17 protein-coding genes are annotated in these 20,056 nt (G+C 50.8%); 11 read left to right on the top strand and 6 right to left on the bottom strand.

What is annotated here, in order from left to right; genetic code table 11:
• Positions 1–10: 10 nt before the first annotated feature.
• The 5 genes from oppB to AC6R1A_RS09290 all read left to right on the top strand — a co-directional run bounded on the left by oppB (position 11) and on the right by AC6R1A_RS09290 (position 4,419).
• Positions 11–931, top strand: a complete 921-nt coding sequence (gene oppB, locus AC6R1A_RS09310; protein ID WP_334550880.1) for an oligopeptide ABC transporter permease OppB — start codon at positions 11–13, stop codon at positions 929–931.
• A 15-nt stretch (positions 932–946) separates the two neighbouring features.
• Positions 947–1,849, top strand: coding sequence for an oligopeptide ABC transporter permease OppC (gene oppC / locus AC6R1A_RS09305; RefSeq protein ID WP_334550879.1), 903 nt, complete (start codon positions 947–949; stop codon positions 1,847–1,849).
• Between the two features lie 27 nt (positions 1,850–1,876).
• A complete protein-coding gene (locus tag AC6R1A_RS09300; RefSeq protein ID WP_334550877.1) occupies positions 1,877–2,848 on the top strand; it encodes an ABC transporter ATP-binding protein in 972 nt (323 codons plus the stop codon).
• A complete protein-coding gene (oppF, locus tag AC6R1A_RS09295) occupies positions 2,845–3,840 on the top strand; it encodes a murein tripeptide/oligopeptide ABC transporter ATP binding protein OppF (RefSeq protein ID WP_487902387.1) in 996 nt (331 codons plus the stop codon). Before AC6R1A_RS09300 ends, oppF begins: the two co-directional genes overlap by 4 nt.
• A gap of 156 nt (positions 3,841–3,996) precedes the next feature.
• Positions 3,997–4,419: a hypothetical protein gene (locus AC6R1A_RS09290; RefSeq protein ID WP_500631673.1), complete on the top strand. Its 423-nt coding sequence runs from the start codon at positions 3,997–3,999 to the stop codon at positions 4,417–4,419.
• Positions 4,420–4,490: 71 nt separating this feature from the next.
• Here the strand turns inward: AC6R1A_RS09290 and AC6R1A_RS09285 are convergent, their stop codons facing one another.
• Positions 4,491–5,084 (bottom strand): outer membrane beta-barrel protein, encoded by a 594-nt coding sequence (locus tag AC6R1A_RS09285; RefSeq protein ID WP_500632536.1) that lies wholly within the window; start codon positions 5,082–5,084, stop codon positions 4,491–4,493.
• A gap of 142 nt (positions 5,085–5,226) precedes the next feature.
• On the opposite strand from AC6R1A_RS09285, the gene cydH reads away from it, so the two are divergent.
• Positions 5,227–5,319 (top strand): cytochrome bd-I oxidase subunit CydH, encoded by a 93-nt coding sequence (gene cydH, locus AC6R1A_RS09280; protein WP_334550872.1) that lies wholly within the window; start codon positions 5,227–5,229, stop codon positions 5,317–5,319.
• An 8-nt stretch (positions 5,320–5,327) separates the two neighbouring features.
• On the top strand, positions 5,328–6,473 hold the full coding sequence (locus AC6R1A_RS09275; RefSeq protein WP_500633535.1) for a patatin-like phospholipase family protein: 1,146 nt from the start codon (positions 5,328–5,330) through the stop codon (positions 6,471–6,473).
• A gap of 104 nt (positions 6,474–6,577) precedes the next feature.
• Here AC6R1A_RS09275 and pyk read toward each other — a convergent pair whose 3' ends face one another.
• The gene (gene pyk / locus AC6R1A_RS09270; protein ID WP_500631669.1) at positions 6,578–8,020 is read right to left on the bottom strand and encodes a pyruvate kinase; all 1,443 of its coding nucleotides are present in this window, start codon (positions 8,018–8,020) and stop codon (positions 6,578–6,580) included.
• A 351-nt stretch (positions 8,021–8,371) separates the two neighbouring features.
• Here pyk and mlc point away from each other — a divergent pair, with 351 nt between their 5' ends.
• Positions 8,372–9,589 carry a sugar metabolism global transcriptional regulator Mlc gene (mlc, locus tag AC6R1A_RS09265; protein ID WP_500629695.1) on the top strand — a complete coding sequence of 406 codons (1,218 nt, stop codon included), beginning with the start codon at positions 8,372–8,374 and terminating at the stop codon, positions 9,587–9,589.
• Positions 9,590–9,702: 113 nt separating this feature from the next.
• Positions 9,703–10,650, top strand: coding sequence for a chemotaxis protein CheV (locus AC6R1A_RS09260; protein ID WP_500633509.1), 948 nt, complete (start codon positions 9,703–9,705; stop codon positions 10,648–10,650).
• A 46-nt stretch (positions 10,651–10,696) separates the two neighbouring features.
• On the opposite strand, the gene AC6R1A_RS09255 is transcribed toward AC6R1A_RS09260, so the two are convergent.
• From AC6R1A_RS09255 to AC6R1A_RS09240, 4 genes are all read right to left on the bottom strand, one after another.
• On the bottom strand, positions 10,697–13,768 hold the full coding sequence (locus AC6R1A_RS09255) for an error-prone DNA polymerase (protein WP_500633510.1): 3,072 nt from the start codon (positions 13,766–13,768) through the stop codon (positions 10,697–10,699).
• 21 nt (positions 13,769–13,789) lie between these two features.
• Positions 13,790–15,238 (bottom strand): Y-family DNA polymerase, encoded by a 1,449-nt coding sequence (locus tag AC6R1A_RS09250; RefSeq protein ID WP_500633511.1) that lies wholly within the window; start codon positions 15,236–15,238, stop codon positions 13,790–13,792.
• Positions 15,239–15,240: 2 nt separating this feature from the next.
• Positions 15,241–15,924 carry a translesion DNA synthesis-associated protein ImuA gene (gene imuA, locus AC6R1A_RS09245; protein ID WP_500633512.1) on the bottom strand — a complete coding sequence of 228 codons (684 nt, stop codon included), beginning with the start codon at positions 15,922–15,924 and terminating at the stop codon, positions 15,241–15,243.
• 129 nt (positions 15,925–16,053) lie between these two features.
• The gene (locus AC6R1A_RS09240) at positions 16,054–16,797 is read right to left on the bottom strand and encodes a YciK family oxidoreductase (RefSeq protein ID WP_500629691.1); all 744 of its coding nucleotides are present in this window, start codon (positions 16,795–16,797) and stop codon (positions 16,054–16,056) included.
• Positions 16,798–16,886: 89 nt separating this feature from the next.
• Between AC6R1A_RS09240 and sohB the strand changes: the two genes are divergently transcribed.
• Together sohB and AC6R1A_RS09230 are read left to right on the top strand one after the other, a co-directional pair.
• The gene (gene sohB / locus AC6R1A_RS09235; RefSeq protein ID WP_500631665.1) at positions 16,887–17,948 is read left to right on the top strand and encodes a protease SohB; all 1,062 of its coding nucleotides are present in this window, start codon (positions 16,887–16,889) and stop codon (positions 17,946–17,948) included.
• 194 nt (positions 17,949–18,142) lie between these two features.
• The gene (locus AC6R1A_RS09230) at positions 18,143–20,005 is read left to right on the top strand and encodes a methyl-accepting chemotaxis protein (RefSeq protein ID WP_500633513.1); all 1,863 of its coding nucleotides are present in this window, start codon (positions 18,143–18,145) and stop codon (positions 20,003–20,005) included.
• Positions 20,006–20,056 lie beyond the last annotated feature (51 nt).

The raw sequence follows: 20,056 nt of genomic DNA, 5'->3' as shown, positions 1-20,056 counted from the left end.
GAGATGTTTTATGTTAAAGCTAATTTTCTCTCGAATTTTGGAAGCTATTCCAACCTTACTTGTCCTAATAACCGTATCGTTCTTCTTGATGCGGTTTGCACCGGGTAACCCTTTTTCTTCAGAGAAGACACTGCCTCCTGAAGTGATGCAAAATATCAACGAGAAATATGGCTTGGATAAGCCTCTATTTGAGCAATACACCACCTACTTAGGTAATATTCTTCAAGGCGACTTTGGCCCCTCGTTCAAGTACAAAGATTATACGGTGAATGAGTTGGTGTCTGAGGCGCTACCTGTATCGGCAAAAGTCGGTTTCTATGCCTTTATCTTCACTGTGATTGTCGGAGTGGCGGTCGGCACGCTCGCCGCGTTAAAGCAAAACACCTGGCTCGACTATACGGTGATGTCCACCTCCATGATAGGGGTGGTACTGCCGTCGTTTGTTTTTGCCCCCGTGCTTATCTACATTTTCTCGATTGGTCTGGGGTGGTTCCCAGCGGGCGGCTGGAACGGCGGTGCGATTGAGTACATGGTTTTGCCTGTCCTTGGTATGTCCTTTTTGTACATCGCCACGTTTGCGCGTATTACCCGTGGCTCGATGATTGAAACCTTGAACAGTAACTTTATCCGCACTGCGCGTGCGAAAGGTTTGAGCTACCGTTACATCGTTCTTAAACACGCACTGAAACCTGCGTTGTTGCCTGTCGTCTCTTACATGGGCCCTGCGTTTGTCGGCATCATTACCGGTTCGGTGGTGATCGAGACCATCTTTGGTCTGCCTGGCATTGGTAAGTTGTTCGTCAACGCCGCATTTAACCGCGATTACTCGCTGGTGATGGGAATTACGATTTTGATCGGTTTCCTCTTCATTCTTTTCAACGCAGTGGTAGATATTCTCCTTGCAATGATTGACCCGAAAATTCGCTACTAACAGGGAAGATTGGTTATGTTAACGAAAAAAGAGAACCTCGAAGCGGTCGAGAAGTTTGCAGAGAATTTGGAAGTCGAAGGCCGCAGTTTGTGGCAAGACGCCCGTATTCGTTTTATGCGCAACAAGGCGGCAATGATCAGCCTGTGCATTTTGTTTGTGATGACCTTAGCGGTGATCTTCCTGCCAATGATTGCGCCGTACACATTCGATGATACCGATTGGTACGCGATGCACGTTGGCCCAAGTGCTGAGCACTGGTTTGGTACCGACAGTCTAGGTCGTGACCTCTACGTACGTACGCTGATTGGTGGCCGAATCTCACTGATGGTGGGTGTACTTGGCGCCTTGGTGGCGGTTCTGATTGGTACCCTCTATGGCGCAACCTCTGGGTTTATCGGCGGTAAAGTCGATAGAATCATGATGCGTATTTTGGAGATCCTTTACGCGGTGCCATTTATGTTCCTTGTGATCGTATTGGTGACCTTCTTTGGCCGAAATATCATTTTGATTTTCGTCGCGATTGGTGCCATTGCTTGGCTGGATATGGCGCGTATTGTACGTGGTCAAACTTTGAGCCTACGCAGTAAAGAGTTCATTGAAGCGGCACACGTCTGTGGCGTTAGCAACTGGAAAATCATTACCCGTCATATTGTGCCAAACGTACTGGGTATTGTGGCGGTTTACTCCACACTGTTGATCCCAAGCATGATTCTGACTGAATCTTTCCTTTCATTCCTTGGTCTAGGTGTACAAGAGCCGATGACAAGTTGGGGCGCACTTCTACAAGAAGGCTCGCAAACGATGGAAATCGCTATTTGGCAGCTGACTTTCCCAGCCGCGTTCATGGTGGTGACCTTGTTCTGCTTCAACTACGTTGGTGACGGTCTGCGCGATGCGCTTGATCCTAAAGACAGATAATTAAAGAGAAAGATTAAGGAAGCAATGATGAGCTTATTAGATGTCAAAGATCTGCGCGTCGAATTTACCACGCAAGATGGTATCGTCACCGCAGTTAACGATCTGAACTTCTCACTCAACCAAGGTGAAACACTGGGTATTGTGGGTGAATCAGGTTCAGGTAAATCGCAAACGGTTTTCGCTATCATGGGGCTGCTGGCCAAAAACGGCATCATCTCAGGTAGTGCTAAATTTGAAGGCAAAGAGATCCTCAACTTGCCAGAAAAAGCGCTCAATAAAGTGCGCGCTGAGCAAATTGCGATGATCTTCCAAGATCCTATGACGTCACTGAACCCTTATATGAAGGTCAGTGATCAGTTGATGGAAGTGCTGATGCTGCACAAAGGCATGGGCAAGGCCGAAGCGTTTGAAGAGTCGGTCCGCATGTTGGAAGCGGTGAAAATCCCTGAAGCGCGTAAGCGTATCACCATGTATCCGCACGAATTTTCAGGCGGTATGCGTCAGCGTGTGATGATCGCAATGGCGCTATTGTGTCGTCCTAAACTGCTGATCGCTGATGAGCCGACGACCGCTCTGGATGTAACAGTTCAAGCGCAGATCATGGATTTGCTTAACGAGCTAAAACAAGAATTCAACACCGCCATTATCATGATCACGCACGACTTAGGTGTGGTTGCAGGTTCATGTGACAAAGTGCTGGTGATGTACGCAGGCCGTACCATGGAGTACGGTAGCGTGGATGAGATCTTTTACAACCCAAGTCACCCTTATGCAGAGGGTCTGCTCAAAGCGATTCCTCGCCTGGATACCGAAGGTGAGGTGCTGCCCACCATTCCTGGAAACCCGCCAAACTTGCTACGTCTGCCGACCGGCTGTCCGTACCAAGAGCGTTGCCATCGCGTGATGGATCGCTGTAAGCAAGAAGCGCCAATCCTGACGCCATTTGGTCAAGGTCGTCAACGCGCGTGTTTTTCTGATTGGGAGGCTTGGACGAAATGAGTGCAGATAAAAAAGTCATTCTAGACATTTCAGAGTTGAAGGTGCACTTCAATATTGCCGCAAAATCGGCGTGGCCATGGGCCAAACCTTCAACGCTAAAAGCGGTGGATGGTGTTAACGTGCGTTTGTACGAAGGCGAAACGCTCGGCGTAGTGGGCGAATCTGGCTGTGGTAAATCCACCTTCGCCCGTGCCATCATCGGCTTGGTCGAAGCGACCGACGGTGAAGTGGTGTGGCTTGGGCAAGACTTGACCAAGATGAAAGAGGTCCAGCGCCGTGAAACGCGTAAAGAGATCCAGATGATTTTCCAAGATCCGTTGGCGTCGCTTAACCCGCGAATGACCATTGGTGACATCATCGCCGAGCCGCTGGAGACTTTCTATCCAGATCTCTCCAAAGAGGAAGTGAAGCAGCGCGTTAAAGAGATGATGAAGAAGGTCGGTCTGCTACCTAACGTGATTAACCGCTATCCTCATGAGTTCTCGGGTGGTCAGTGTCAGCGTATCGGTATTGCTCGTGCGCTTATCTTGAATCCGAAGATGATCATCTGTGATGAGCCGGTATCGGCGCTAGATGTATCGATTCAGGCTCAGGTTGTGAACTTGCTTAAAGAGCTGCAAAAAGAGCTGGGTCTGTCACTGGTGTTTATCGCCCACGATTTGTCGGTGGTCAAACACATTTCTGATCGCGTGTTGGTGATGTACTTGGGTAACGCAGTGGAGTTGGGTGAAGCTCACGCGCTGTTTGATAACCCGAAACACCCTTACACACGCGCACTGATGTCGGCGGTGCCGATTCCCGATCCCAAGTTGGAACGTGAGAAGCAGATTGAAATGTTAGAAGGCGATCTGCCATCACCGATCAGTCCGCCGTCTGGTTGTGTGTTCCGCACCCGCTGTCCACAAGCGACCGACGCGTGCGCCAAGACCAAGCCAACCATTCAAGGTAGCGATGTGCACGCAGTGTCGTGTTTGCATGTGTCCGTCTCTTAATTGACGCATTATGCACGTTCAACTTTCAATGCCAGTCTGATGACTGGCATTGTTGTCTCTAGCCCTTTGTTATTAGGTTCTGACGTTTTCCTGACACCTGATAGGCACTTTTGACGATAATTTCCTGCAGAACTTAAACCGCTAAGGAACTCATCAATGAACAAGAGAAGCGTTAGCATGGTAGGGGGCACGTTGGCAGTATTGCTTGGCTCGTCCGTAGCCATGGCAAACCCAGATAAAACCCCAATTTCGGTCGGTATGGCGTACGATCAAGAGCTCAGTGCGGTATTGGAGCTCGATAATCAATACCGTTTCACCCTTGGCAATGATGGTGCTGCATTTGACTACCTGATCACTTCTGGTCGTTTTGATGGCAACGCCCCAGTCTCTTGGTATGTCGGTGTTGGTGGTTGGAGCGAGTGGGATCACAAAGAGTTTGGCGTGCGCGTGCCACTGGGCTTGAAATGGGATCTGGGCAAAGGTTGGGATCTTTACGGCCAACTCCACCCAGAGCTTGACCTATACAGTGGTCCTGAACTGCAAATTGGCGGCGCACTCGGCATTAAGTACAACTTTTAAGCGCTCCAATTAGACTCTCTACGCCACCGCTTTGTCGGTGGCGTTTTTATGCCTGCTCGATATTGAGAATCCTAGAATCGCCACGTGATCCCGATGTTGGCGGAAAATTGATTCATCCAATCGGTCTTAAAGCGAATGATGCACTGTTCGCTGCCATCGCTGGGTAGATTGCATATCCCGCTGGTGTCATTGTCCACCACAGTCCCGAGCCAGCGTACTTGCGTGTTAACAGAAAGTTGCGAGTTGAGCTGGTAATCAAAGCCACCAAAGATCGAGGCGGAAAACCCATAGTGGTCATCCACCCATTGGGCATCCATGTAGGACGCGCCCAAACCGACGCCAACGTAGCTCGACAGCCCCGGATTCAGTGGATAGTAAATACTGCTCTGAAAGTGAAGATAGTGAGTGGTCGCTCGCTCTGAAATCTTTTCTACATCGGTCGACTGCGTGGCGTAAAAAAGGCCGATGCGTCCCTTATCTAACGTATGTTCTAGGCTAAAAGCGTAGCTCTCTGACGGTTTGAGGTCGTAGGTTTGTCCGTTTTGATCTTCTAACTCGCCGCCCAGTGTCACACCTAGCCAAGGGGTGAGGAAAGTCTCGGCGTAGCTGATAGAGGGGAGGGCGCAGAGTAAAAGCAAGGGAGTGAGCAGGCGCAGACAAGTCATGAGCGGTTCCTTATCGAGAATCTAATCGCAGTGGGATAAGGCAATTGTGACGCTAACGCCATAATTAAACACAAAAAAGATGTGGTATTTGAAGATACTTCACAGAGGTGTTATTACTTTGTTAAACAACAAGGAGGTGTCTATGGAACACGATCTCAAATTTGCCCTCATCATCGTCGCGACCGTCTTTACCGTGTTAATTGGCTATGGACTTATCGCGATCAATGCGGCTTAACCGCCATCATGAACAACAGCGGATGCATTACTAATGCTGCTGTCGAGTTAGACGAATCCCGACTCGCCAAATATACCGGTGGCAAAAACGCTTTGGTTGCCCAAGGGGGCGGCCAAAGAGGTATCTTCACTGCCGGTGTACTTGATGCTTTTCTTCTCTCCAATTTTGACCCGTTTGATACCTTCTATGGCACCTCTGCTGGTGCGTTGAACTTGTGTGCGTACCTTTGCCGTCAACGCGGAATCGGTCGCTCTTTCATCTTGGATTTGACCACGGATCCGCAGTTCTTCAATCTTTTCGGTTACATCCGCCGCAAACAGTACCTTGGGCTAGATTGGTCGCTGGATAAAATCAGTGATTACCCCTACCGGTTGGATGTCGATTTAGGGCGCAAAGTGCTGGGTAAGCGTGATGCCTATGCGGCGGTCACGGATACGCATCATCTTCTCGATCACTATTTGCCCATGTTAAAAGATGATTGGAAAAAGGTGCTGATTGCCACCTGCGCGATTCCAAGGCTCTACCCCAATACAGTGGCATTTGATCATGGAGAATACGTGGATGGCGGCGTGTCGGCGTCGATCCCGGTGCAAGAAGCGTGGCGCAAGGGCGCTCGATGCATTGTGGTGATCCGCACCGAAGGGGATGATCTTGCCGTGGAGCCTACTCCTCTTGCACAAACAGAGAAAGTTGAGTGGTTTCGTGACTCTTTCAATCTGATTCAAGAGCAGTGGCAGCAAAAGCTGTCGCAATGGAAGTTGGATTGGGGCGCGTTTTTGTCGGAAAAGGTGCAGAAAAACAAACAGCTGCAAATCCAAAAACAGGGCTTTGAGGCGCTCAATGGTGGGCGTTGGTTGTTTGGCGCCGACGATGTGTACCGTTTGAGTCACTTGCTGGGCGATAAGTTTGACTCTCATTTAGCCGATATGCTGATGGTGCACTATCAAACCTACGCCTTGACGCAAGATTTCCTTCATTCGCCACCGGATGATTGTTTTATTGTGCAAATTAAGCCCGATAAACCTTTGCAATCGAATTCGCTGATGAGCGAGAAATCCGCATTGGAACACGATTATCAACTCGGTTTAGAGGCAGGTTATCGATTCGTCGAGACCTTCGCCCGATGCAGTGAGCAGCGCTTGTTCAGTGTTTAGAGGTGCAGGCGAGTTAAGCGAGAAGAGGTGTAAAGTCGGCCAGTAAACCGGCTCAGCAAATACACAATCAATAGGGAGCATCGCTCCCTATTGGCGTTCTTTGGCTAGGCTTTCAAGATGCGCATGCAGTTGGTCGAGCCCACCACATCCATCACATCGCCGAGGGTAATCAACACTAAGTCGCCCTCATCGAGTAACCCTTTTTCTTTGAGCGTATTGACCGCGGCTTGAGCGGTGTTAAAGCCTGTGTCGCCTTTGTAGTCAAAGAAAATTGGGAACACGCCACGGTAAAGGGCGCTGCGATTTAGCGTATCTTCGTTGCGAGAGAGAGCAAAGATGGGCAGCCCTGAGCTTGGACGAGACATCATCAGTGCGGTGCGGCCAGATTCAGTCAGGGTAATGATGCCTTTAACGCCTTTGGTATGATTGGCGGCGAACATGGTGCTCATCGCGACCGCTTCTTCGGCGGATTCAAATTCTGAATCGACTTGGAATTGACTGCGATTGATGGAGGCCACACGCTCGGCACCCAAACAGACTTCGGCCATCGAAATCACGGTCTCAAGAGGGTATTTACCCGCTGCGGTTTCACCCGAGAGCATCACTGCATCGGTGCCATCCAGTACCGCGTTGGCCACATCCATGACTTCCGCTCGAGTGGGCATCGGGTTTTCCATCATGGATTCCATCATCTGCGTCGCGGTGATCACGGTGCGGTTCAGGCTACGCGCGCGACGAATCAGTTGTTTTTGTACGCCGACCAGCTCAGGGTCACCGATTTCCACCCCTAAATCCCCCCGAGCGACCATGACGGCATCGGAAGCGAGAATGATGTCATCAATGTTCTCAAGGCTCTCCACCGTTTCAGCGCGCTCAACTTTTGCGACCAATTTGGCGTTGAGCCCGGCATCTTTTGCGAGGCGTCTGGCGTACTTCATGTCTTCGCCGTTGCGTGGGAACGACACCGCGAGGTAATCGACATTGATCTCTGCCGCAAGAAGAATGTCCCGTTTGTCTTTTTCGGTTAAGGCGGCGGCCGACAAGCCGCCCCCTTTTTTGTTAATGCCTTTGTTGTTCGAGAGCGCGCCGCCGATGGTCACTTCGGTACGCACCTGCTGGCCGGATACGCCAATCACTTTGAGTTGCACTCGGCCATCATCAAGAAGCAGGATATCGCCGGTGGTGACGTCATCTGGTAGCGCTTTGTAATCCAAACCGACAGCGTTCTTGTCACCTTCACCTGCAGGTAGGTCGCCATCGAGAATAAAAATGTCGCCCACGTTGAGGTGCACTTTGCCCTCTTTGAAGGTGGAGACGCGAATCTTGGGGCCTTGTAAGTCACCCAAAATGGCGACATGCGTGCCTAACTTGGCGGCGATATTGCGGACTTTGGTGGCGCGATCTCTATGATCTTGAGCCGTCCCGTGCGAGAAGTTCATTCTCACCACATTGACCCCCGCTTGCAAAATGGCGTCTAAGATACCGGGTTGGTCGGTTGAAGGTCCGAGGGTTGAGACGATTTTTGTTCTTCTCTGGATGATGGTCATTGAACTCTCCTTGCAAGGCGTTATTCGCCAGACTCGCTTTCTCCAAGCGCTCGATGATGTCTGTGGTCGATAAATTAAGTGTTTGAGAAATTAAGTCCCTGATAACTTAAATGCTCGATGAGATAAGTTCCCTATGAGATAAGTATATACGCTGTTTCAAACTTGAGGATGGAGACATATTTATTAATGCAAAAAAATAACACTAAGGGGGCAGGAATCGTTTTGTGATTTGACTCGGGACACAAACAAAACGCTTTATACGTGATGCTGGTCACGGCGATTCATCAAAGCTCTTCACAATTAGTTCGCAAAGTAAAAAAATTACCAGGTTACTGATATTTGGAGCACTCTATGTACATGGCTCAACCTGGCCATATTGATCATATCAAGCAGGTCAACGCTGGCCGTGTCTACAAACTGATCGATCAGTTCGGCCCTATTTCTCGCATCGACTTATCCAAGTTGAGCGAGTTAGCACCAGCGAGTATCACCAAGATTACTCGTGAGCTGATAGAGGCGCACCTTATCCATGAAACCACAGTGCAAGAAGCCACCAGTCGTGGTCGACCTGCGGTGGGGCTTCAAGTCAATAACGAAGGCTGGCAATTTCTCTCGATGCGTCTTGGTCGCGGTTATCTGACCATTGCACTGCATGAGCTGGGTGGTGATGTCCTCATCGATACCAAAATCGATATTCACGAGACAGACCAAGACGACGTGCTCGCGCGACTTTTACATGAAATTGACGAGTTCTTCCAAACCTACGCCGATCAGCTTGATCGCGTCACCAGTATTGCCATCACGTTGCCGGGCTTAGTGAACTCTGAGCAAGGCGTCGTACTGCAAATGCCGCACTATCACGTCGAAAATCTAGCCCTAGGCCCAGAGATTTTTAAAGCCACGGGTTTGCCTGTGTTTATTGCCAACGATACCCGAGCTTGGGCACTAGCAGAAAAACTGTTTGGCCACTCACAAGAGAACGACAACTCGGTACTCATCTCGATTCACCACGGCCTCGGGGCTGGGATCGTTTTGGATGGCCGTGTTTTGCAAGGTCGTCACGGAAACATTGGTGAGCTTGGCCACATTCAAATCGACAAAAACGGTAAGCAGTGTCACTGCGGCAACCGTGGTTGTTTAGAGACCGTTGCCAGTTCACAAGCGATTCGTGATGAGGTGACCGAGCGTATCGCTAATGGTGAAGAGTCATCGCTCTCGTCGATTGAAGAAGTGTCGGTTGAAGACATTTGTGAAGCGGCGGCGAACGGCGATCCACTGGCGGTCGATGTCATCCAAAAGTTGGGGCGCTACCTCGGCTCTGCGATTGCGATGGTGATCAATTTGTTCAACCCTGAGAAGGTGTTGATTGGCGGCGCCATTAACCAAGCCAAAACCATTTTGTACCCGGAAATCCAAACCTGCATTGAAGAGCAGAGTTTGCCTGTCTATCATCAAGATCTGGAACTGGTGGAATCGCGCTTCTACAAACAAGCGACCATGCCGGGCGCGGCGTTAATCAAACAGGCGTTATACGATGGCCTGCTGTTGATGAAAGTCATTGAGGGTTAACGCACGTCATCTCATAGCCAAGCTTTATCTTTTCCACTTTCCCATATAATCTTGAAAAGGGATGGGGTGAATACCCTAGTTAATTTGTCTTAATACATTGGTTGAGAAGTAGTATGTCTGGAGTATTAAATACCGTAGATCAGCGCACAAACTTGGTGGGTGAGAACCGACTTGAGTTGTTGCTGTTTAGCCTCAACAGTCGTCAAATCTTCGCGATCAATGTGTTTAAAGTGCGTGAAGTGATCAAAGTGCCGCCATTGACCAAAATGCCCGGCTCTCATTACAACATCACGGGTGTCGCATCACTGCGTGGTGTCTCTGTGCCCGTGATTGACCTGCGCGCTGCCATTGGTTTCCCGCCTTCTCGTCTTGAAAATCAAGAAGAAAATCTCATCATCACCGAATACAACCGCACTGTGCAGGGCTTCCTAGTAGGTCAAGTGCGCAATATTGTTAACACCGCATGGAGTGAAATTCAGCCGCCACCGAAAACGGCAGGACGTGCGAACTACCTGACAGCCATTACACATGTGCAAGAAGACATCCAGCAGAAGATTGTCGAAATCATCGATGTAGAAAAAGTGCTGGCTGAGATCATTGACTACGACGTCTCCATTTCCGAAGGCGTACTGGATGAAGAGTTGTCGACACAAATGGTCGGACGCAACGTCTTGATTGTTGATGACTCCTCGACGGCGCGCGCTCAGGTGAGAGGAACCTTGTCGCAGCTGGGCCTTAATATCATTGAGTGCCGCGATGGCCTTGAAGCGTTGAGACTGCTTAAGTCTTGGGCGGATGAAGGCAAGAATGTGGTGGAAGACTTGTTGCTGATGATCACCGATGCCGAAATGCCAGAAATGGACGGCTACAAACTCACCTATGAAATCCGTAACGATCCGCGTATGAAAGATCTCTACGTGACCTTGAACACCTCGCTCAGTGGCAGTTTTAACGAAGCCATGGTGAAAAAAGTGGGCTGCGATCGCTTTATCTCCAAGTTCCAGCCGGATTTGCTGGTGGAAGTGGCGCAAGATCGTCTGCGCGATGTACTGAGCAAGTAAGTCTGACTTGTTGTGACCTTTGGGTTTGATCTGACGGGCTCACCATTTAATGAAAATCTCGCGAGCGGCTGTTTAAGTCTGCCAGTTGCTCGGTCATATCCTCTAAGCGCCCAGCGATGACATGTGTGACGTCGCCTTCGCGTTCTAAAATCCCTTTGACTTTGAGTATCTTGGCGGTCAGGTAAGCGTTTTTTTGCGCTCTGGCGGTCGCTTGCCACACCACAACATTGATATTGCCGGTATCGTCTTCCAGAGTAAAAAAAGTCACTCCAGCGGCGGTTCCCGGGGATTGCCTGCCCGTGACCACACCTACTACGGTGACTAAGGACTGATGCGGCTTTTGCACCAGTTGATTCATCCGAGTAAAACGGCCTAATCGCTGAGCGTTATCCAGCAGTGTGATGGGGTGGCTGTGCAGCGATAGCCCAGTGGCGGCGTAATCTTCAAGTAAGGTTTGCACATCGCTTGGGGCAGGCACCGGCGCGGCTTGCTCATCATTGAGGTGGCGAAACAGTGGCAAGTCATTGAGTGAGTCCATCATCGCCCAGCGGGTATGGTAGCGGTTGTTGGCAATGGTGTGCATGGCGTTGGCTGAGGCCAGTGCTTCGAGCTCTTTCTGGTTTAAGCCAATGTGTTTCAGTTGACTTGGATGGTGAAAGTGTCCGTTATGGCGCGCTTTGAGTACCTGCTTAGCGCTGGTTTGACTAAAGCCTTTAATAAGACGAAAGCCCAGCCTTAGGGCAAATCCGTGTTCATCGCGTACGACCTGATGGTCATACTCAGAGTGGTTGATACAGATAGGTAATACGCGCAGTTGGTGGCGACGCGCATCTTGGATCAATTGAGAAGGGCTGTAAAAGCCCATCGGCAAGCTATTGAGCAGCGCCGTATAAAACGCGTAAGGGTAATGGCACTTTAGCCATGCCGAGCAGTAAGCGAGCACCGCAAAGGAGGCGGAGTGGCTCTCAGGAAAACCGTATTCGCCAAAGCCTAAGATCTGGTCAAATAATCGCTCGGCAAACGCTTGTTCATAGCCGCGCGCTAACATGCCCTCAATCAGTTTGGTGCGAAACTTCACCAAATCGCCATTTTTCTTCCATGCCGCCATTGCGCGTCGCAACTGATCGGCTTCCCCGCCACTAAAGCCGGCGGCCACCATCGCCAGTTTGATCACTTGCTCTTGGAAAATCGGCACCCCCATTGTGCGTGACAGCACCTCTTCCACCTCTTTTGAAGGGTAGGTGACGGGCTCTAAGCCATCACGGCGCTTGAGAAAGGGATGAACCATATCCCCTTGAATTGGCCCTGGGCGCACAATCGCAATCTGTATCACCAGATCATAGTAGTTGGCGGGTTTGAGGCGCGGTAGCATACTCATCTGCGCGCGTGATTCAATCTGAAACACGCCCACGGTGTCGGCTTTTTGAATCATGTGATACACCTTGGGGTCATCGCCAAGGCGGGTAATGTCGGCAATCGATAAGTTGCGTCCGTGCCAGCGCCGAATCAAGGCAAAACATTTGCGAATGGCGCTGAGCATGCCCAGTGCCAGCACATCGACTTTGAGCAGTTTGAGGCTTTCTAAGTCATCTTTATCCCACTGGATCACGGTGCGATCGGCCATGGCGGCATTTTCGATCGGCACCAGTTCATAGAGTGGACCTGCGGAGATGACAAAGCCGCCCACATGCTGTGATAAGTGACGCGGAAAGCCCAAAATCTCATTGACCAAGTCGATAAACTGCCGGCCTTTGAGTGAGCCCGGTTGCAGGCCCAACTGTACGATCTGAGCTTGCCAACCTTGAGTGCGGTCACGGCGGTTGACGTTGTGAATGAAGTGGTCAAGTTGGCTCTCTTCAATGCCAAGCGCTTTACCGACATCACGTACCGCACTTTTAAAACGATAGGAGATCACCGTTGCGGCGAGCGCTGCGCGTTCACGGCCGTATTTTTGATAAAGGTATTGAATGACCTCTTCGCGTCGCTCGTGCTCAAAATCGACATCAATATCGGGCGGCTCATCGCGCTCTTTACTGATGAAACGCTCAAACAGTACTGAGATTTGTCTTGGGTCAACGGCGGTAATTTCTAAGCAGTAGCAGACGACGGAGTTGGCCGCTGAACCTCGCCCTTGGTAGAGGATTTTCTGGCGTTTGGCAAACATCACCATGTCATGAATGGTGAGAAAGTAAAACGGATAATCGAGCGCCTCAATCAGCGCTAGCTCTTTTTGAATGGTGTGTTCAATCTCCTGAGGAACGCCGTCTGGAAAGCGTGCTATTTTGCCTTTTTCTACTAATGCGGTTAGGTAACTCATCGGGGTGTGGCCGTCAGGAATCAGCTCGCTAGGGTATTCGTATTTGAGCTCACTGAGGCAGAAATGGCAGCGCTTAGCAATCCGAACACTCTCCGCTAGCCATTCAGCTTTAAACAGTTTGTTGAGCTTATCTTGGCTGCGCAGGCTGCGCTCTGTGTTGGCGAGCAAATGCGCAGAGACCTGTTCAACACTTTGACCAAGACGAATCGCGGTGAGGACATGTTGCAAAGGCAGGCGTGTTGCGCTGTGCATCAATACGCCGCCGCACGCCGTAATGGGTAAATGAAGCGATTCGGCGAGCTGCTCACAATGGGCTAAGTAGGCGTGATCGTCTTCTTTAAGATGGCGCTGAACACCAATCCACAAGCGATCAGCATGATGTTGATGGAGCCAGCGTCCCCAGCGGCTATCTTCGCTGTGGTGGGTGGGGAGCCAAAGTACAAAACAGTGGCGAACGGACATCAGATCCCACTCTGATAGTTGATATTGCCCTTTCTCTGAGCGCCGACGCGCATTGGTAATAATCCGGCACAGCTCGGCGTACGCTTCACGGCTAGGGCAGAGTAACACCACGTGGCAATGGGGGTTCAACCAAAATACGCTGCCGACAATCAAATGAATCCCGAGTTGGTGCTGCTTAACGGCACTGTAGGCGCGCACCACGCCCGCGACGGAGCACTCATCGGTAATGGCCAGTGAGTGATAGCGAAGAAAATCCGCCTGTAAGATCAGCTCCTCTGCGTGAGAAGCGCCGGTCAGAAACGAGAAATTGGTTTGGCAGTAAAGCTCAGCGTACGACATGCTTTTCTCTTGGGTTCAGTGCTAACAAAATAGGCCATGCAAAAACCACTGCCGCTGCGGGGTGCGATAGACCCACAACCAGCGCCCAACCTCACTGCGAGCGATGAAGTAATCCCGAGTGATGCTGTCACCATTCCACCATCCGGTTGCAATGCGTTCGGGTCCTTGAATCAAGGTGACGTTCTCTTCCAGTGGCTGAGCGTTGTCGAGTAACACCAAAGGGCGAAACTTCGGCGTAGCCAGAGAGGTTGGAACGGGGCGCTCTGGCTCGCGCAGCGCCAGTGATTTTTCCGGTCTAGGATCGGCGGTGAGGGCGATTTTACGTACCTGCTGCGTGCCCAACTTGGCTTGCAGTAGGCTGATGAGCTCCAACTCGCTCTGTTGGCCCTGCTTTTTGCCAAACAGGTTGGGGCTGGTGGATTCTAATTCGCCGCCGCGTACTAACTCGAGTGTCAGTCCTTGTACTGGCGCGTCGAGTTTCATCGACTCCAACGTCAGCTGGCACAGCGTCATCCAGCGCGTGGCCAGATAATCACCACTGGCGGAGGTAAAGTGAATCTGCGCCTCTTGTCCTTCCCGTTGATGCAGTGTGAGTGTGAGCTCATAGGCCACTTGATTGCGCAGCATAAGGAAGGTTTCCAGTTGATTGAGCAGGCGTTGCAAAGGGCGAGTGAGCCACGCGATGGTCTCAATCTCAAACAGCAGTTCCAGATAACGCTGGAAGGACTCGGGCGGATGGTAGAAATCTACCGGATGCTTAAATTGGCCCATCAAGCGCCCAACATAGTTGACCAAATCAATATCAAAGCGGCGGGCAATATCTTGCATTGGCAATGCCAGCAGTTGTTCGAGTGTGGTTATCCCGACGCGCGCGAGTTTATCCACTTGCGAGGGGGCGAGTTCGGTCGCGTGCAGAGCAAACGGTAAAAGGGCTTGATGGAGTCTCTCTTGACGCTCTTCAATCATGTCTGTACCCGATTTGGCCAATAGCATGGCGCACAGCGGAGAAAACCCCGTGGCGTAGTGATAGTGAAGGCGCATCGGCGCGTTGCAATCGATCTCTTCTGTCTCTTTTCCATCCACCGACCAGCGCGTGAGGTGCTGACTGAGCTGCTGCCAATACTTATCCAACCCCTCGTATAAGGTCAGCATATCGGTAACTTTAAGTAGCAAGCCATTGGGGGGATAGAGCGCAATGTCAGAGGTGACGAAATAGAGCCACTGCGCCAGTTCCAGTAACAACTTATGCTCGACATCGGCATCATAAGGGTGCACTTGCAGAGTCGGGCAAAGCGCACTGGCGCTGCCTAGCCCCATGCCAGGTTGGATCCCTTGAGCATGAGCCGCTGCATTTAACTGCACAACCCTAAAGCGTTGAGGATCGACAATCACCAGCGGATCACCTTGCGGCGTGTGAAACAGCGCGTCCAGTTGCAAGGACGGAAAATGGAGATACAACCAGAGCGTCATCGTTAGCCTTGCTGCCTCAGTGGAAAGGGGAGAACGTCAGCGCTTGATGGCGAGCGAGCCTGCGTCAGTGCTGGCCAAGTGCGGCTCATATCCAGCACAAAACTGGCGTGTGGCCATCCGCCGCGGCGTTTGGTGATGGTGACCTCTAAGCCCAAAGGGTGCGGGCGCAGGGCAAGGCTTAAGCTCACCGGCAGTGATGCCTGGCTGTGCTGCTCGGATTTGAACAAAAAAGACAAACTATCACCGCGTTCACTGGCGACTTGCAAACGCCGAGCTTGGTGCACTTCTAACTCGCTTGACCATAACAGCACATTGCTGCAAGCGCCGCTTTTTAAACATTGTTCAGCGGCCCACAGCGCCTCTTTGTGCTCGCGTGGGTAGAGGAGCAAAATCTTATTCATATCGAACCCTTCGCGGATGAGCTGCTCGGCGCATAGATACCCCGGCGGCTGAATAAAGACCGACAACCGCTCTTGAGTGGTGTTTCTTAGATGGGGAAGCAACAGGCGCAGCTCACCAATAGCAGCGGGCGAGCTCAGCTCCACCACACCTTGCTTCGGGAAGCCGCCGCTGAGTTTTTGATCAAGCAGATCATAGCCAGTGGTGTAGTGGTCTTGCTCTGCTAAGGTTTGATTACCCTGCCAAAGCCATTGTTTTTGCTTAAGATGTTCGATCAGTTCATACATAACTATTTACCTGTATATATATACAGTATAATTGTTTATCAACGATCGACAAGATCCTCGTGGTGTGAGTGAATAAAAAAACGCCTCACACAGAGTGCAAGGCGTTGAGAAGTCGGCGTTTATTGGTGATTATTTTTTCGGTTGCGCGTCAATACACTGACCGTTGACGGCGCGACCTTCTGGTGCCATCAAGTAGAGATACAGGGGCATCAGATCGAGCGGTGTTTTGAGTAAATCGGCATCTTCCGCTGGGTAGGCTTTTGCGCGCATGCCTGTGCGGGTCGCGCCTGGGTTGATGGCATTAACACGAATAGTCGAGTCACTGAGCTCATCCGCCAACACTTGCATCATGCCTTCGGTTGCAAATTTGGACATCGCATACGTGCCCCAGAACGCGCGGCCACTGTGACCCACGGTGGATGAGGTAAAGACAATGCGCGCATCGTCGGATTGACGCAGCAAAGGCAGCAGGGCCTGCGTCATCAAAAAGGGCGCTTTGACGTTGACTTGCATCACGTCGTCATAGGTGTCCTCACCGATTTGATCAAACGGACTGATCACGCCAAGCAAACTGGCGTTGTGCAGCACACCATCAAGACGTCCAAACTGGCTCTCAATCGTATCGGCCATATCCAGATAGTTTTGCTTGCTGGCGCCTTTCATATCTAGAGGAATAATCGCTGGCTGAGGGTAGCCGGCGGCTTCAATTTCGTCGTAGGTGGCTTCGAGTTTTTTGACGGTGCGGCCAAGGAGAATCACCGTTGCGCCATGCTCTGCATAAGAGAGCGCCGCTTGTTTACCAATACCGGCTCCCGCGCCAGTAACCAGAATAACCTTACCTTTCAGGGCATCTGAAGAGACAGCATAATCCACGATGTGCATCCTTATTGTAATCTTCTGCTTTAAGTCTTCGTGACAAGGTGGTTACAATACACCAATTCGCCTAGGAGAGGATATTCACATTGGAATTTTTGTTGGAGTACGGGCTGTTTTTAGCCAAGATTGTGACTGTTGTGGTCGCGATTATTGCGATTTTAGTGATAGCCAAAGCCGCGGGTGGCAAGAGTGGAAGTGCCAAAGGTGAACTGGAGGTGACCAACCTCAGTGAACAGCATAAACACACTGTCGATACCCTCGAACATCATCTGCATGATGATGCGTTTTTGAAAGCGCGCGACAAGGCGGAGAAGAAGAGCCAGAAAGAAGAGACCAAAGCGCGCGAGAAAGCCATTAAACAGGCCAGTAAAGCGGGTGAGTTAGACAGCCAGCGCGAGCCGCATCTTTTTGTGTTGGATTTTAAGGGTAGCATTGATGCGAAAGAGGTGGCTTCACTCCGTGAAGAAGTGACCGCCATTCTTGCCGTGGCCCGTGAGGGAGATGAAGTGCTGCTGCGTCTTGAATCGGGTGGTGGCATGGTGCACGGCTATGGCTTGGCCTCTTCGCAATTGGATCGCATCAAGCACGCGGGCATTCCACTGACCATCGCGGTCGATAAAGTAGCGGCCAGCGGCGGTTATATGATGGCGTGCATTGCGGACAAAATTGTCTCGGCACCGTTTGCGATTGTCGGCTCTATTGGCGTGATTGCCCAGTTGCCAAATTTCAATAAGCTGCTGAAAAAGCACGACATCGACTATGAGCAGCTGACTGCTGGTGAGTACAAACGCACGCTCACTATGTTTGGCGAAAACACCGACAAAGCGCGTGAAAAATTCAAACAAGAGCTTGAAGAGACGCACGATCTCTTTAAAGATTTTATCCGTGAACATCGCCCAGAGTTAGCGTTGGAGAAAGTCGCCACCGGTGAACACTGGTTCGGCACACAAGCGCACAAGCTGGGCTTGGTGGATGAAATCAACACTTCCGATGACCTTATCGCCACCGCCTGCAAGGAAAAAACCGTTTTGGCGATCCATTACACACAAAAGAAAAAGCTGTCATCCAAGCTGGCCGGCATTGCCGGAGAAGCCGCCGATAACGTGCTCATGAAGCTGATGGATCGCGGACAAAGACCGATTGTGTGATAAAGATAGATGCTTTGGTAACACGACGTCTAAAGCCTAACTCCCAAAAGCCCACTTCGGTGGGCTTTTTGCTGTTTGGTATTGGTACGGAGCCAATGTGTACCTCGTTACTGTATGAGGAATAACCGATATTCCTCATAAAATATGCACTTCGCTACACTCGCACGAGCATGCTTATTTGTCTCCGAGGAATTATGAAATTTCGTACCAAACTGATCGTAGCAGGATCAGCGATATGTTTAGTGTCGTTGAGTCTATTATCGACCCTTAACTACCGTGCATTGAGTAAAGAAGTGGAGAGTTCTATCTCAACAATGATTGACCTCTCGATGAAACAGGTAGCTGATAATTTGTCGGAAACCATGAAGGCCAAATATGACTTTGCTGATTACCTATCGGAGTTGACGGCGAACGCACCTCAAGAGAGTGTTCATACTATTTTCAATCAATCGGCACTGAATCATGTCTTTGTTACCGCCGGAGTCGGATATGAAGATGATGGCCGAATTGTGCACAATGATGCCAGTTGGACGCCACCGAGTGACTGGGATTCTCGCACTCGCCCTTGGTATGTGGACGCAAAGCGCGTGGGTCAACGAGTGGTGACAGAGCCGTATGTGGATGAAGGCACAGGCGCGGTATTGATCTCTGTGTCACAACCGATTTACCAGAGTGGTCAGCTTGAGGCAGTAAGCTTTTTTGATGTTGACCTTTCTGTGTTGTCAGCCACTGTCAATGAGGCTGACGTGCCACACAGCATGCTATTCATTGTTCATGAAAATGGCACCATCATTGGTCACCCAAACGCGCAATTTAATGGTCAGCCTCTGACTCGTTTCATTGCAAATGGTGCGATTAGCAATGATGTTAAGATCTTGCCTGTTAATGGGCGAGATTACTATGTCACCTACCAGCCAGTGCCTGATACACGCTGGTTTGTCGGCATCCTCGTCGATTTTGAGCAGACACATCTTCCTTTGCAGAACATGAGCACAAGCTCGATGATCATTGCCACTCTCTTGATGTTCCTCAGTTTAGCGGTTTTCTTGGCGATCATCGCTTGGCTAACCCGCCCATTGCGTCAACTGAGTGCAGCGATGGACAACGTTGCAAGTGGCGATGGTGACTTGACCAAGCGTCTTGATACCAATACCGATGAAGAATTTAGCCAGCTAGCGAAAAGCTTCAACAACTTTGTGGCGACGATTCAAGCGCTGATTAAAGACAGCCAACGCACAGCGCACGATGTCACTCATGTGGCGGAATCGACCAATATCGCGGCGAACGATTCACGAATCCTACTGGACACTCAAGTACAAGAAGTGGAGCAGTTGGCGACTGCGATGAATGAGATGTCGACGACCTGTGCGTTGGTGGCAGAGAATGCACAGAGCGCCGCGCACGCTGCGCAATCGGCGGATCACGCTGCAGAAGAGGGCACCAGCATCGTCTCGCTGACGTCTGATTCTATCCAAACGCTGGCGCAGCAGATGGAGCGCGCGTCGAAAAGTGTCCGTGAACTGGAAGCCTCAACCGACAGCATTGAATCTATCGTCAGCGTAATAAATGGCATTGCTGACCAAACCAACCTGCTTGCATTGAACGCGGCGATTGAAGCGGCGCGTGCGGGCGATTCAGGACGCGGTTTTGCAGTAGTAGCGGATGAAGTTCGCACCTTAGCGCAGCGCACGACGGAATCGACCACCGAGATTCGCGCTATGATTGAACGCTTACAAGCGGGCGCGAACACGACGGCTTCGGCGATGACTCAGAGCTACGATCTGGCGATGGAGACGGTAGAGCACGCGCACAGTGCCAATGAGTCACTGCATCGCATTAAAGATGCGGTGTCGCAAATCACCGAAATGAATATCCAAATTGCCTCCGCGGCGGAAGAGCAAAGCTTGGTGGCTGAAGAGATCAACAGCAATACGGTGAACATCAAAGATCTGTCGAGCCAAGTAGCAGAACGTACGTTGGAAACGTCTAACTTAGTCGAGCAACAGACGCGCCTTGTCGAAGAGCAATCATCAGCACTCAACAAGTTTATTGTTTAGTCGAAATGGCCCCAGCTTAATGCTGGGGCTTTTTTTGAGCGGTGAGCGTGC

Source organism: Vibrio sp. R10-SG3-ISO3 (assembly GCF_059834225.1).
The sequence above is the reverse complement of the archived record's forward strand: the minus strand, read 5'-3'. Positions and strand labels throughout refer to the sequence as shown.

Coding starts and splice junctions, on each gene's coding strand:
- oppB (WP_334550880.1), top strand. CDS start 11: ATGTTAAAGCTAATTTTCTCTCGAATTTTGGAAGCTATTCCAACCTTA.
- oppC (WP_334550879.1), top strand. CDS start 947: ATGTTAACGAAAAAAGAGAACCTCGAAGCGGTCGAGAAGTTTGCAGAG.
- AC6R1A_RS09300 (WP_334550877.1), top strand. CDS start 1,877: ATGAGCTTATTAGATGTCAAAGATCTGCGCGTCGAATTTACCACGCAA.
- oppF (WP_487902387.1), top strand. CDS start 2,845: ATGAGTGCAGATAAAAAAGTCATTCTAGACATTTCAGAGTTGAAGGTG.
- AC6R1A_RS09290 (WP_500631673.1), top strand. CDS start 3,997: ATGAACAAGAGAAGCGTTAGCATGGTAGGGGGCACGTTGGCAGTATTG.
- AC6R1A_RS09285 (WP_500632536.1), bottom strand. CDS start 5,084: ATGACTTGTCTGCGCCTGCTCACTCCCTTGCTTTTACTCTGCGCCCTC.
- cydH (WP_334550872.1), top strand. CDS start 5,227: ATGGAACACGATCTCAAATTTGCCCTCATCATCGTCGCGACCGTCTTT.
- AC6R1A_RS09275 (WP_500633535.1), top strand. CDS start 5,328: ATGAACAACAGCGGATGCATTACTAATGCTGCTGTCGAGTTAGACGAA.
- pyk (WP_500631669.1), bottom strand. CDS start 8,020: ATGACCATCATCCAGAGAAGAACAAAAATCGTCTCAACCCTCGGACCT.
- mlc (WP_500629695.1), top strand. CDS start 8,372: ATGTACATGGCTCAACCTGGCCATATTGATCATATCAAGCAGGTCAAC.
- AC6R1A_RS09260 (WP_500633509.1), top strand. CDS start 9,703: ATGTCTGGAGTATTAAATACCGTAGATCAGCGCACAAACTTGGTGGGT.
- AC6R1A_RS09255 (WP_500633510.1), bottom strand. CDS start 13,768: ATGTCGTACGCTGAGCTTTACTGCCAAACCAATTTCTCGTTTCTGACC.
- AC6R1A_RS09250 (WP_500633511.1), bottom strand. CDS start 15,238: ATGACGCTCTGGTTGTATCTCCATTTTCCGTCCTTGCAACTGGACGCG.
- imuA (WP_500633512.1), bottom strand. CDS start 15,924: ATGTATGAACTGATCGAACATCTTAAGCAAAAACAATGGCTTTGGCAG.
- AC6R1A_RS09230 (WP_500633513.1), top strand. CDS start 18,143: ATGAAATTTCGTACCAAACTGATCGTAGCAGGATCAGCGATATGTTTA.